We start from the raw sequence: 13,195 nt of genomic DNA, 5'->3' as shown, positions 1-13,195 counted from the left end.
TTTTCCTCCCGCACCCCGCCCATGAGTCCGGCCACGCTCCCGCCCCTCCGTTTCTACCTTCTGGAACCGCCATGACTGACAACCGCGCCACCGAAGGCGCCCCGGCCACCGTGAAGTTCCCGCACCGCTCAAAGCGCGGAATCCTGCTCGGCCTGACCGCACCGCAACTGATCGTCGTCACCCTCACCGGCCTGTTGCTCCTGGCCGTCATCCTCACCCGCGGCGTAGTCGGCGCCCTCGAACTCATCCCGCTATGGGCCGCGATCCTGCTGCTGGTCTTCGTCCGCTCCCGGGGCCGCTCTCTCGCCGACTGGACACCGATCGTCGCCCGCTACGCCCTGCGCCGCGCCCGCGGCCAGCTCGTCTGGTTGGCCCGCCCCTCCCGGCGCCCGGTCCGCGAAGGACTTCTGCACCTGCCCGGCACCGCCGCCTCGCTGCGGGTGGTCACCGCACCCGACCGCCGGTACGGCGCCGTCCACCACCCCGGCACCGGCGCCCTGACCGCCGTGATCAAGGTGAGCAGCCGCGCCTACGCGCTGCTCGACCCCGGAACCCAGCACGCGAACGTCTCCGGCTGGGGACGGGCCCTGGCGGCGCTGGCCCGCACCGGGCAGGTCGCCCGCATCCAGGTACTCGAGCGCACCGTCCCCGACTCCGGCGACGCGCTGCGCCGCTACTGGGAAGAACACGGCAACCCCAACGCCCCCATCGCCGGGCAGGTCTACAGCGAGCTGATCCAAAGCGCCGGTCCGGCCGCCGCCCCACACGAGGCATACGTCGCGGTCTCGCTCGACACCAAGGGCACCCGGCGGCTGATCAACCAGGCCGGGGGCGGCCTGACCGGAGCCTTCTCCGTGCTGGCGCAGCTCACCTCCACCTTCGACCAGGCCGCACGCACCGCCGGCCTCAACCCGTCGGGCTGGCTCACGGCCACGGAGATCGCGGCCGTGGTGCGGACCGCCTACGACCCCACGTCCCTGGCCGCGCTGGACCGTTGGTCGGACTCCGGCCGCCCCGCTGCCGACCCGGCTGCCGCCGGCCCGGTCGTGGTGGTGGAGTCCGCCGACCACATCGCCACCGACACGGCCTTCCACACCACCTACTGGATCGAGAACTGGCCGAGGATCGAAACGTCCGCGGGCTTCTTGCACCAGCTCCTGTTCACCGCCGGGGTTCGCCGCACGCTCAGCCTGTCGTACGAGCCGAAGGGCCTGGACGCAGCCCTGCGCGATGTCCAGCGCAAGAAAGCGTCGGTGATCGCGGACGCCGCTGAGCGGGCCCGGCGCGGCCAGGTCGACTCCGAGGCCGACTCCATCGAGTACCAGGACATCAAGGCCCGCGAGCGCCAGCTCATCGCCGGGCACGCCGATGTCGCGCTGACCGGCCTGCTGACCGTCTCGGCCGACTCCGAGGAGGAGCTGCGGGCTGCGTGCGCGGTCGTGGAGACCGCGGCGGTCGGCGCGCAGCTCGACCTGCGGGCCTTGCGCTGGCAGCAGGCCGAGGCGTTCACCGCCGCCGCCCTGCCCCTCGCCCTTGCCGCCTGATGCCGGCCTGTTCCCTTCCCGCCGAAAGAGCACCCCCATGTCCCGCACCGCCAGCACGCCGACCGCGCAGGACTTCGTGCCCTTCGCCACCGCCGCCCTCGACTTCCACCGCGCCCTCAACCTCCCCACCGGTCCGCTCGTCGCCTCCCGGGCGGAACTGGACGCGCTGCACGAGCACCTGGTCGCCCTCTACGAACTGCTCGACGCCCACGCCCTGCGCACCGGCCCGCTCGTACCGATCGAGGGCGACTGCCTGGGTGCCGCGCGCACCCGGATCTGGCAGGCCGCCGACCACCTCCACGCCGCCTACCACTCAGCCCCCCGGCCGGACTCCGGGGAAGTTCCCGACGGTGAGGCGTGCCGTGCCGGGCTGCCCGAAGGCGCTCCCGACCTGACGATCTGCCACCGCCACCAGATCGCCGCCCGGCTGGTGCGCCGCCGCAGCACACCCGCGGACCTGCACGCCCCGTTCACCGGCTTGATCCGCCACTGATCCCCACGTTCGTCTGGAGACACATTCATGCCCCGCACCCGCGCCAGCGCGACCCAGGTCTTCGCGCCCCGCAAGTCCTCCCGCGCCCAGCAGCGCGCCGCCCGCGCCGGATTCGCCGAAGCCCGCCACAAGGCCCGCCGCGCCCACACCCCACCCAAGCGGCAGGAAGAGGGCCTTGACCCGGAGCTGCGACCGACCTACCCGCCCGCAGGGCGCCCCGGTCCTGCCTCCGCCCGCGGCGGGAAACTGCGCCTGCCGGTCCACCGCATGACCACCGCCACCGTCTCCGGCGCCTACCCCTTCCTCGCCGAGGGCGGCCTCGGCGCGGAAGGCATCTTCATCGGCCGCGACGTCCACGCCGAAGCGGCCTTCTGCTACGACCCGTTCTCGCTGTACAGCTCCGGCCGGATCGAGGGCTTCACCAACCCCAACGCGGTGCTCGCCGGGATCATCGGCATGGGCAAGTCCGCGCTGGCCAAGTCCATCGCCACCCGATCCATCGCCCACGGCTACAAGGTCTACGTCCCCTGCGACCCCAAGGGCGAATGGAGCCCCGTCGCCGAAGCGCTCGGCGGCTACACCATCGCGCTCGGCCCGGGACTGCCCGGCCGGCTGAACCCGCTGGACGCGCCCGCCAAGCCCGACGCGGTCAGCGAGACGGACTGGGCCACCGAGACCCGCAAGCGCCGCTTGCTGCTGCTGGCGGGCCTGGCCCGCACCGTCCTCAAGCGGGATCTGCAGCCGATGGAGCACACCGCCCTCGACCTCGCGCTCGACCTGGTCGTCACGGCAGCCGAGGCATCCGGCACAGTGCCGCTGCTCGGCGACATCGCCCACGCCCTCGGCTCCCCGGACCGCCTCGACCACGCGCTCGGCGACCAGGCCGGACACCTGGGCACCGCGGCCCAGGACCTCGCCCACGCACTGCGCCGCCTCGTGCACGGCGACCTGTCGGGGATGTTCGACGCGCCCTCGACCGTCACGTTCGACCCGGCCACGCCGATGCTGTCCATCGACCTGTCCCGGCTCGGCGGCTCCGGCGACGACACCGCGCTGGTCCTGGCCATGACCTGTGCCTCAGCGTGGATGGAGGCCGCCCTCGCCGACCCCGACGGCGGCAGGCGATGGGTCATCTACGACGAGGCATGGCGCGTGATGCGGCACGTCGGCCTGCTGGAGCGGATGCAGTCCCAGTGGAAACTCTCCCGGGGACTCGGCATCGCCAACCTCATGGTCATCCACCGGCTGTCCGACCTGCTGTCCGCAGGTGACGCCGGCTCCCGCGGCCGGGTCCTGGCCGAGGGCCTGCTCGCCGACTGCTCCACCCGCATCATCTACCGCCAGGAACCCGACCAACTCGCCGCCGCAGCCTCCCTGCTCGGACTGACCGGCGTCGAAACCCAAGCCGTGGCCGCCCTCACCAAAGGCCGTGGCCTGTGGAAAGTCGCCGGCCGGAGCTTCATCACGCAACACCTGCTCCACCCAGCCGAGCGGGCGCTGTTCGACACCGACTCCCGGATGCGCTGAAGGCACGCACCCACGCATCGACCCCCACCAGGTCTTACGCGAGTCCAGCTGCCGACCACCGCAGGGCCGACGCCCTATCACCCGATCCCGGATCGGCCAAAGCCGACGTCCGCGGAAACCATCGTCCCCGGTCCCCTGCCCTCGCACCCTGTTCCGAACGGAGCTTCCATGACCACGCCCGAACACCCGCTTCCCACCACCCGGTACGACACCCAGCTCGTTGAGCGCTACGGCAGCATCGACGCCTTCCACCGCCTCCCGGCCCTCTCCCTTGCCGCGTTTCTCCACACGAAGCTCGCGGAGACCGAGGACGAGCTGAGGCGGTTGTGCTCCAGCGTGTCCACTCTCACCGCCACCGGCAGCTACGCCGACACCGGCCTGGTCATCCGACTCGACTGGGTACTCAACGCCATGGACGGACTGATCAAGCGGCGTGACCAGGACGCCAGCACACTCCAGTCGATGCTCGGCCTCACCGAACCGGCGACCGAACCCCCCACGATGTTCGACCCCCATTGGCGCCTGACGCCGGCCCCCGGGACCGCACGAACCGTGGAGAAAGCCTCGACGCCGACGGGTGACGGTCCCGGCGCCGACACACTCAGTCCGCACTGGAGGAGGACGCTCACCGCCTTCGACGACCGTGTCGAAGCGCTCGTCGGCCCCCTCGACCAGGTTCGCATCCTCGCGCAGGAGCCCGGAGCCGATCCCGACCTGCGCGAGCTGAACAGCAACCACCTCGCGGTGACCGACGCCGAGACGACCTGCCTCTTCTACCGCGCGCGCATCAACATGCTGGCCGACGGCCGCTGGTACGTCGACAAGCCGCTGGTGAGCAGCATCGACGATGCCCTCACCGAGCTCGAGACATCCATCGCCACACGGGAGGACCGCGCCCGCGTCTTGGAACAGCAACTCGCCCGGATGGAGGCGAACACCCACGGCTCCGCCGCCCCTGCGGTCTCCACCCCGTCCGCAGCAGCAGCCGCGGCTGCATCCGCCAGTCGCCGCACCGCCGCCGAAGCGGTTTCCCCCGCCGTGCAACACCACGGCACCGCCGCCGGCTCGGCCACAGCACCTGTCCCACCGGCCTCGGACCTTCCGCTTGCGACGCCCCCGGATCAACCCCGCCCGGACAACCCCCGCAGCCTCTGAACCACAGATCAAAAGGAACCCGCCCATGCCCCAGACCCGCAGACGCTTCCCCGCCCTGGCCCGCTCACCCCCTCCCGCTCACCCGCATTGGACCCGCCATGCCCGCATCCGATCCGAACGCGCCCCTCCACTCCGCACCTCCCCGTGATGACCAAACGCCTGACCGGCTGCGGGCCTTCAGCGACGCCCTCGCCCACCGGCTCCCCGGCTCATGGTCCGCGGCAACCGGCGACTTCTTCCCCAACAGCCCCACCCACGTCCACGTGATGGACAGGCTGTGGGACAACGGCCATACCGAGTGGGCCCTTCAGGACTTCGTCCACGAGCAGGCCGCTCTGCTCGACGGTCCCGACGGTGAACGCTTCGTCGTCCTCGCCCGCCCCCAGCACCGCGGGCAGTTCCTCGTGGCCGCCCTCGCACCGCCCGGCATCGACGGCGCGCTACGCACCAACCACACGCCCCACGGCATCGCCGTCCCCGGCGACCCGCTCCGTGCCGTGGCTGACGTCGAACGCCGGCTACTGCCCCGCTACCGAAACGCCGTCGAAGCGGCACGCGTCCCCGCGCTGCGCGAAGCACACCGCCTCGCCCGGAAGGCCCTGCAGGACTGGGATGCGGTCTCGGACTCCCTCTGCGACGAGCGGGGCGTGCCGTGGGACGAAGACGCCTACGGCAGCCGGCAGGTCCAGCGCGACGCCGAAGCCTGGGAGCCCTTCGAGACGTTCCTCTTCCACGGCGCCGCCGCAATCGACCACGCGACAGCCGCTCTGCCCACACTTCCGCTGCCCGCCTCCACCGCCGAGCGGTGGAGCTACCGACTGCGGGAACTGGCCGACGCCTTGGACGAGGGCATCCGCATCCATGACGACTGGGAATCCCGTCTGACCGCGGTACTCGACCAGCAGACCGGCCCCGACCGCTGGATCGCCTTCAACGACACCCTCCACGAGCGCAACGCCGAGGGCTGGTACGCGATGACCGTCTTCATCGACCACGCCTCGGTGCTGGACGCCATCGCCGACGCCGAACCGGAACGCGCCGAACTCGCTGCTGCCCGCGTCGCCGCCGCACGGGCACGCTCCACCACCACGGTGCCCAGGCCCGGCCACCGGCTGCCGCCGCCCGAGGCACCCATGCCGCCTCCCGGGCCCCCTTCACCACCGCACAACCCTGGCCGGTGACTTCCCTTTGCGTCCGCCCCCTTCCACCGCGAAAGCCGAACGCCGTGCGCCCCACCCCTGAACGTCTCGGCCAACAGCCCGATCCGGGCGAGCCGGCAGGCGTTGGTCTCCAGGAGTTCGCCGAAGCGGTGGCAGCCCGGCTGGAACGCCGAGATGCACGATCTCACCGCGGACGTCCACCACACAACTGTGGCGGAACTCCACTGGGCCAGCGCAACACCCGCTCCCCTACCTGCCCCTCCGCCGAACAGCCCGGCCGCCGAACGCCGCGTCCGCTGACGGCCCTATCACCGGATCCCGGACAGGCCAAGCCGCAGATCCCACGGATCCTCGACTTCGCACCATCCCCGCAGGCACTCCACCCGGCACGGGCCTCGCGCCGTACCGCCGGACACGACCGACCCAGAAAGGAGGTGCCGACATGCAGCCCGATCAGATCGCGGTCACCATCACCCGGCAGGGCACCCGGGTCACCGCCCGCACCAGCAGCCCACCCGGCCCGGAAGACACCACCGAAGCCCCCGACCGGGAGCACGGGTCTGCCCGCCTGGACCAGCTCGGCCTGACCTCACCGGCGCCGTCCATCGCGCTCGAACCGTTCAACGCGGCAGACGCCGTCCTCCACCGCGCCGGCTTCGTGGCCGAAGTGACCCACCACGGGCGTGTCCACCACCTGCCCTTCGGGATGACCGACCCGGTCGAGCAGCGCCGCGCGGTGACCCGGGCCGTGGACATGCTGGGCTCCGAGGGCTTCGCCTACGCCGTCGAGGCCGACCTGCTCGACAACAGCACCCCGGTCCCCACCGACAACGAGGTGAACCTCGGCGACCGTCTCGCTCACCTCGCCCACTCCCTGTCCCAGGCCGGTCACACCAGCCAGGCCGTCGCCGTGCTCAGTGAGCTGACCGCGCCTGGCGACGGCGTCCTCGACCAGGTCGCCAACATCCTTGACGCCACGGCTGACTGGTGGGAGGGGCTCGGCGAGGCGGCCGATCCCCTCTACGCCGACCGGCTGCGCCGCATCAACCAGCAGATGGGCGTCTCCTTCCTGGAGATCAAGCAGTTGCGCAGCACCCTGGCCGACCGCCACACCGTCCATCCCCGGCACGCCCAGCCCGACACTGTCTCCACGCAGGAGCCCCGCGTCGCTGCCGCGCTGGCCTTCTCGCCGAGCGCCCAGCAAAGCCGTCCAGCACCAACCCCCGCCCATCCTGCCGCCCCGGCCGTTCAGCCTGCGGCCCGGCCCGAGCGCACTCGCTGAACCACCTCACCAACCCGTTGCCACCGTCTCCGACCTGGAGGACCACCGCTCATGATCCGCACCCGCAGACCTTCCGCCCTCTCTGACCCCGCTGTCGCTGCTCGCTCCGAACGGATTCGCCATGCCTCTTTCCGAAAACCCGCTCCCCGATATCGCGGTCGGCCGCCACCCCGACTTCGGCATCGTCGCCACCAACCCCAAACACCTCGCCGCGAGCGCCTGGATGCTCCGCGGCTTCGACTTCCACCCCGTCCCCGGCCACCCCGACCTGTACGCACTGGCCGATCAACACCGCGACGGACCAGGCCGCGCCACCCGCGCCGTCGACCTCCTGCGCCGGGCCAACTACCAGATCCAGGTCGACGCCGAGTTCGACACCTTCCCCAAAGCCCCCTCGCCGGTCCACGCCGCCACACCGCAACGCGTCCAGCCCGACGTCGCGTTCGCCGACCACCCCCGGCTCGGCATCATCGCCGCCACCACCGACGGCGCACTCGCCGGCGAGCAGCTCCTGGAAGAACACGGCTGGCAGCCCCACCCCAGCCTGGACATCTACACGCTGCCGCCGGCCACCGGCCGCGACCAGGCTCTCGGCCAGGTCGCCCAGGCCACCGCAGCGATGCACCGCGCCGACCTCCAGGTGGCCGTCCAGCCCTCCCTCGCCCGGGACGTCACCGCACGACGCCGACCCGCACCGGCCAGGCCGGCGCCCCGGGAACGCAGCCCGGACGCCGCCGCGCGCCAGTTTCCCTCCCTGAGTGCTGCCGCGCTGGCCGCCAGTCCCGCCCGCGCCGGCCTGCCCGCCACGCCCCCGGTCCCCGCACCCGCAGCCCCCGCCCCGGGCCCCCGGCCGGTGGACCCGCGCGTGGCGTTCTCCCACCCCCACTGACACCCCAATCCCTGCGAAGGAACAGCTCATGGCCGTTGTCGGTACTCCCGGCCATCAGAACGTGCGGAAAGGCGAGTCAGGTAGCTGCGGGGCGGTAAGGCCCCGAGCACGTCGGCCGTCATTGCCCATCGTTCGTGGTCCAGCCACGCGCTAAAAGCTCCGGGCCCGCCTCGCCTTCGCCCAACACTCCACCGGCTTTCTGGCCACCACCGATAGGAGATCCGCCGTGCCCGAAGCACCAGCAGAGCCGTTCATTCCGATCCGGCACACCATCACCGGCGAGATCACCACCACCGGCTACAACGCCGCCGCCCGGCGCATCCTGCTCCAGGACGGCTTCGAAGAGACGCCCGGCTGCGCCTGCGGAGCGACGGAACCCGGTACGCGGACGCACGGGCCTGCTCGCCAGCCGACGGGCTGCTCGTCGCCGGCCACCCCCTGCCCCTGGGCCGAGCCCTCGGTCGGCCGGTGAGCGCCGACGGTACGCACCGGTTGGCCCGGTCGCCGATGTCGGCACAGGCCGTGAACCGCTCCGAGACCGGCCAGCCCCTCCAGCCGCCCACGCCAACCCCGCCCGCTCTCCTACCTGTTGAAGGAGCGTCGTTGTGACCGCACCCGGACCGCCTACCCGTCCAGCGCGCACCAAGGGCGGCGAACTGCGGGCCAAGGTGGCCCGACTGCTGGCCGACCGGCCGGCGGACACGCTCACCATCGGGGGCATGGCCAGGCAGCTGGGCCACTCGCACAGCGCCGTCCGCAACGCCGCCCTCACCCTGGTGCGACGCGGCGAGGCCGACCAAAGCGGAAGCGGACAGCCGGAGTTCCGTGCGAATGCGAAGACCGCCGCAGCCGCGCAGACCGCTGTGATCAGCCCGCCGGGCACCCACGCTCCCCGCGTCCAGGCGGCCACGGCCCGTACGACCATTCCCGCAGCAGCTAGGCCGAAGCAGACCGGCCCGATCCGTCGCACCGGGGGCCAGCTCTACCACCCCCGGGAGCTGGCCGATCTGCCCGACGTCGAAGCTCTGAACCGCCTGCGCGACGCCGACGTGCCGGTGCTGCTCTACGGCCCCCCGGGCACCGGCAAGACGAGTCTGGTCGAGGCTGCCTTCCCGGACCTGCTCACCGTCGCCGGGGACGGCGACACCACGGTCGGAGACCTGATCGGCGAGTACACGCAGGACGACGCGGGAGCCTACGTCTTCCAGTACGGTCCGCTGGTCACCGCGATGACCGAAGGCCGCGCCCTGCTGATCGACGACGCCACCCTGATCTCACCGAAGGTTCTGGCGGCGCTGTATCCCGCGATGGACGGGCGCAGGCAGATCCAGGTCAAGGCCCACAAGGGCGAGACCATCAAGGCCGAACCGGGCTTCTACGTGGTGGCGGGCCACAATCCCGGCGTCCACGGGGCGGTGTTGACGGAAGCGCTCGCGAGCCGGTTCAGCGTGCAGATCCAGGTCGGCACGGACTACGACCTCGCCCTGGCCCTGAAGATCGATGCCCGGGTGGTGCGGATCGCCCGACATCTCGCCCGCCAGGTCGAACTGGGTGAGCTGGGATGGGCCCCGCAGCTGCGGGAGCTGCTCAGCTACCAGAAGGCCGAGGCCGTCCTCGGCGCCAGGGCCGCGCTCGCGAACTTGATCGGCATCGCCCCTGTGGAGGACCGCGAAGTCGTCGCCGCCGTCGGCAAGATCGCCGGCGTCAAGGAGGTCGCACCCCTCACCCTAGGCAAGCAGCTTCCCGCCTCGGCCGTCCGGCAGCCCCCGGGCAGCACCGGCTCCGCACAGCGGGGCCGCTCGCGATGAGCGCCCACCACCACGTCCAGACCCCCGCCATCACGCCGGACGTCGACGCCGATCTCGCGCGCTGGGACGACGACGGCGCCCCGCCCGCACAGCCCCGTTCCTCCCCGGCCGCGTGGCTGCGGGTGGGAGCCGAGCTCGGCGATCGGCTGGTCGCCCTGTCCGGCCGCGAGGACCTGCTCGTCACCTGCCGCCCCGGCACGCGCAGCGGCGCACCGGCCGCGTTCTTCCCCACGCTGGGCGAGGTCGAGTTCGACGCCCGGCTGTTCGCCCCGCTGAAGCCCCATGAGATCCATCCGCGGATCGTGGGCGACGAGGAGCGGTATCCCGCCGCCTGGGGCGTGGTCGTCCACGAGGCCGCCCACGCGGCCCACTCCGTCTGGACACCGCCTGCCGGAGCAGACCCCCGTGTCGTCGAGGCCGCGCTCCTACTGGAGGAGAGCCGCATCGAAGGTGCTCACCTGATCACGCGGCCCACCGACCGCACGTACCTCCGCACCAGTGCCCGAACCCTGGTCATGCCCGACATCGCCCACCCCACCCTCCAGGGCATCGAGCACGCCGCCAGCGTGGCGGCCCTGATCCTCAGCCGCCGGGACGTCGGCATCCTGGACGCCGGCGAGACCCAGGCCGTCGCCGATCTGTGCGAACAAGTGCTGGGCGCAGACCTGCTGGCCAACCTCACCCGCATCTGGACCGCAGCCCACCAGTGCGCAGACCACGACGCCCAGAGCATGCTCGCGCACGCCCAGGACTGGTGCGACGCCCTGGACGCCGCTGCCCCCGCCCTGCCCGTGCCGGAGGACCTCAGCGATCTGCTGTCCGCCGCCGCCGCGGTCGTCCTGGACAGCATGGACGCCAACGACGCCGCCGACCTCGCGGCACGGGCTGCCGCGGACAACGCCGTGGCCGCGCAGTCCCGGGCAAAGGCCACCACCCGCGCCCAGCAAGCTGACCAGCGACGCAAGGCCGCTGCCACCGCCAAGTCGGTCTTCAACACCCGTGGCACCACCGTCAGTCCCGACGGCACACCGGCGCCCTACGGCACACCGGTCACCGGCACCCGCAAGCCCACCGCCGCCGAGAAGAGCGCCGCCGCGCGCCTGAGCCGCGCCCTGCGTGCCGCCGCCTACCGCGAGCGGACCGAGGAGCGGACCACCAGCCCCACCCCGCCCGGCCGCCTCAACATGCGCGCCGCCCTCGCCCGCGACGCTCAGCGCGCGGCCGGGTCGGTCCCCACCGCGGAACCGTTCACCCGCACGCGGCGGCGCAGCTCCCCCACCCCACCCCTGCGTGTGGGGATCGCCGTCGACGTCTCCGCGTCCATGCGTGCCGCCTGCGCGCCCGTCGCCTCCGCTGCCTGGATCGTGGCACGCGCAGCAGCCCTGACCGACCCAGATTCCCGCACCGCCACCATCGCCTATGACACGCACTTGACCGCCGTGACCCGACCCACCCACCGGGCACCGGAGCGCGTGACAACGTTCGGCGCCAACGGCCGCAGTCACAACCTCGCCAAGGCCCTGGACGCGCTCGACCACGGCCTCGAACTCAGCCGCCCCGGCGCCGGCCGCCTCCTCATGATCGTCACCGACGCCATCTACACCCCTGACGAAACCGCTCAAGCCGTCACCCGCGTCAAGCAGCTCACGACCGCCGGCTGCGCCGTACTCCAACTCACCCTCACCGCCAGGTCCCAGCACTTGCCGGGGACCACCTTGCTGCACCTGCCCCAGCCCTCCAGCGCTCCCGCCGCCATCGCCACGGCGGCCACCAACGCCATTCGCAGGACACGCTGAGACGACGCAGAAGGCAGAAAAGGGGTGGCTCTGCGCAACCAGGCCGGCGGGCTCGACATCGTCGCCACCGTCATCCGCCAGGACGGCCGCTGGGCCCGGCTGCACGGCGACGCCGACTTCGCCCGCTCGGCCTGCGCGTACTTCGCCCACGACCACGGGCTCCACGCGCCGGCGTGACGAAGGTGCCCGGCTTCTACCACCGGTTTCCGGACGGGCCAAATCGCGGATCGTGCGGATCCTCATCACCCGGAAGCCCGACCACGGGCTCCGCGCCTTCGCTCTCCTTCGAGGTCCATGCCGTGATCGCCTACCTGCAGCGCGCCAGCAACACCGCCGGTCTGCTCGCCTACCTCTACGGGCCGGGCGAGCGCGGCGACCAGCGCAATCCCCGCCTGGTGGGCGGTGACTGCCACGGCGCCCCGCTCGACCTGCTCACCCACGCCGACACCCTGCCCTACCTGACTCACGCCCTGGACGCGCCCGTCGAACGCCTTGGCACCCGCGCGCCGGAGCGGCCGGTGTGGATCTGCTCGGTCCGCTCCGATCCCCGCCATCGCGATCTGAGCGACGCCCAGTGGGCGGATGTCGCCCGCCGGGTCGCGGGGGTCACCGTCGCGTCCGGCGGTGATCCGGACGCCTGCCGCTGGATCGCCCTGCGCAACCAGCCCCGCCAGGTGCACGTCGTGGCGACCCTCGCCCGGGAGGACGGCCGTCTCCACAACGCCTACCGCGACGCCTTCCACCTGCAGACCGAATGCCGCCGCATCGCCAGCGAAATCGGCCACCTGCCGACCACCACGACTCCAGCCCTGGAGAACTTGATGCCCATCACCGTCACCATCGCCGCCGAGCCGAGCGGCAGCGTCGTCGCCCGCGGTGGCGACAGCCTCGCCAAGTCCTTGCTCAACCACGCCGGATTCGCCTACGCGAGCGACTGGCACGGTCCCCGCCACCGCCTTCCGACCTCGATGGGACGCGAAGAACAGGCGGCTGTCGCCTCCCACGCCGCCGAGATGCTCCGCGCCGCCCGCTACGCCGTCGAACTCGACCCCGTCCTCGACACCGCCCCCTCCGACCCGCAATCCCTCGGCGGGCAGCTCCTGGCGGTGGCCGACCGGATCCGGGGCGCCCAGAGCGGTGGCGAGCTGGCCGAGGCCGTCGCCCCCCTGCTGCACGCCGAGCACGGCGTCCTGGAACGAGTGAGGGAGGCGCTGGAGGCGGCCGGAGAGCAGATCACCGACCTGGACGACGAGGCGTACCAGCTCGCCGACCGGTTCGGCTTCGCCTCCGAGTTCCTCACCGCAGCGCAGGGCGAACTCGTCGGTGCGGATGAGGAGTTGCGCCGGGTCGCCGTCCCGGCACAGGAGCAGGCAGCGGCACGGTCGGCTGCGGTGCACGACGCCCGAAGCGCCGCGCTGGCCACCTCGCCCGCCGCGACCCAGGGATCCGCCGCCAAAAGCCCCGCCTCCCCGACTCCGGCCGCGGCGCCGCCCGCCGGCCCGGCGCGCGACTGCGCCCCCCGGAACCGGTGACCGGCGATG

Annotated in this window: 12 protein-coding genes; all 12 read left to right on the top strand. The window is 72.4% G+C overall.

Annotated features, from left to right (window positions below):
- Positions 1–71 precede the first annotated feature (71 nt).
- Entirely contained in the window at positions 72–1,544 is a 1,473-nt protein-coding gene (locus AC3EVP_RS07065) for an SCO6880 family protein (protein WP_435127266.1), read from the top strand.
- Between the two features lie 37 nt (positions 1,545–1,581).
- Positions 1,582–2,037 (top strand): DUF6238 family protein, encoded by a 456-nt coding sequence (locus AC3EVP_RS07060; protein WP_435127264.1) that lies wholly within the window; start codon positions 1,582–1,584, stop codon positions 2,035–2,037.
- Between the two features lie 27 nt (positions 2,038–2,064).
- Entirely contained in the window at positions 2,065–3,564 is a 1,500-nt protein-coding gene (locus AC3EVP_RS07055) for an ATP-binding protein (RefSeq protein ID WP_435127262.1), read from the top strand.
- Positions 3,565–3,732: 168 nt separating this feature from the next.
- Entirely contained in the window at positions 3,733–4,719 is a 987-nt protein-coding gene (locus AC3EVP_RS07050) for a hypothetical protein (protein WP_435127260.1), read from the top strand.
- 98 nt (positions 4,720–4,817) lie between these two features.
- Complete coding sequence (locus AC3EVP_RS07045; RefSeq protein WP_435127258.1) at positions 4,818–5,900, top strand: hypothetical protein; 1,083 nt, start codon at positions 4,818–4,820, stop codon at positions 5,898–5,900.
- 421 nt (positions 5,901–6,321) lie between these two features.
- Positions 6,322–7,161 (top strand): hypothetical protein, encoded by an 840-nt coding sequence (locus tag AC3EVP_RS07040; RefSeq protein ID WP_435127256.1) that lies wholly within the window; start codon positions 6,322–6,324, stop codon positions 7,159–7,161.
- A 121-nt stretch (positions 7,162–7,282) separates the two neighbouring features.
- Positions 7,283–8,050 (top strand): hypothetical protein, encoded by a 768-nt coding sequence (locus tag AC3EVP_RS07035; RefSeq protein ID WP_435127254.1) that lies wholly within the window; start codon positions 7,283–7,285, stop codon positions 8,048–8,050.
- Between the two features lie 253 nt (positions 8,051–8,303).
- Positions 8,304–8,522, top strand: a complete 219-nt coding sequence (locus tag AC3EVP_RS07030; RefSeq protein ID WP_435127388.1) for a hypothetical protein — start codon at positions 8,304–8,306, stop codon at positions 8,520–8,522.
- A 196-nt stretch (positions 8,523–8,718) separates the two neighbouring features.
- Complete coding sequence (locus AC3EVP_RS07025) at positions 8,719–9,858, top strand: AAA family ATPase (protein WP_435127386.1); 1,140 nt, start codon at positions 8,719–8,721, stop codon at positions 9,856–9,858.
- The gene (locus tag AC3EVP_RS07020; protein WP_435127252.1) at positions 9,855–11,654 is read left to right on the top strand and encodes a hypothetical protein; all 1,800 of its coding nucleotides are present in this window, start codon (positions 9,855–9,857) and stop codon (positions 11,652–11,654) included. The genes AC3EVP_RS07025 and AC3EVP_RS07020 overlap by 4 nt, the downstream gene beginning before the upstream one ends.
- Positions 11,655–11,678: 24 nt before the next feature.
- Entirely contained in the window at positions 11,679–11,831 is a 153-nt protein-coding gene (locus AC3EVP_RS07015; RefSeq protein WP_435127250.1) for a hypothetical protein, read from the top strand.
- A 122-nt stretch (positions 11,832–11,953) separates the two neighbouring features.
- The gene (locus AC3EVP_RS07010; protein ID WP_435127248.1) at positions 11,954–13,186 is read left to right on the top strand and encodes a hypothetical protein; all 1,233 of its coding nucleotides are present in this window, start codon (positions 11,954–11,956) and stop codon (positions 13,184–13,186) included.
- Positions 13,187–13,195 lie beyond the last annotated feature (9 nt).

The sequence above is a fragment of the Actinacidiphila sp. bgisy144 genome, from assembly GCF_057708105.1.
The sequence above is the reverse complement of the archived record's forward strand: the minus strand, read 5'-3'. Positions and strand labels throughout refer to the sequence as shown.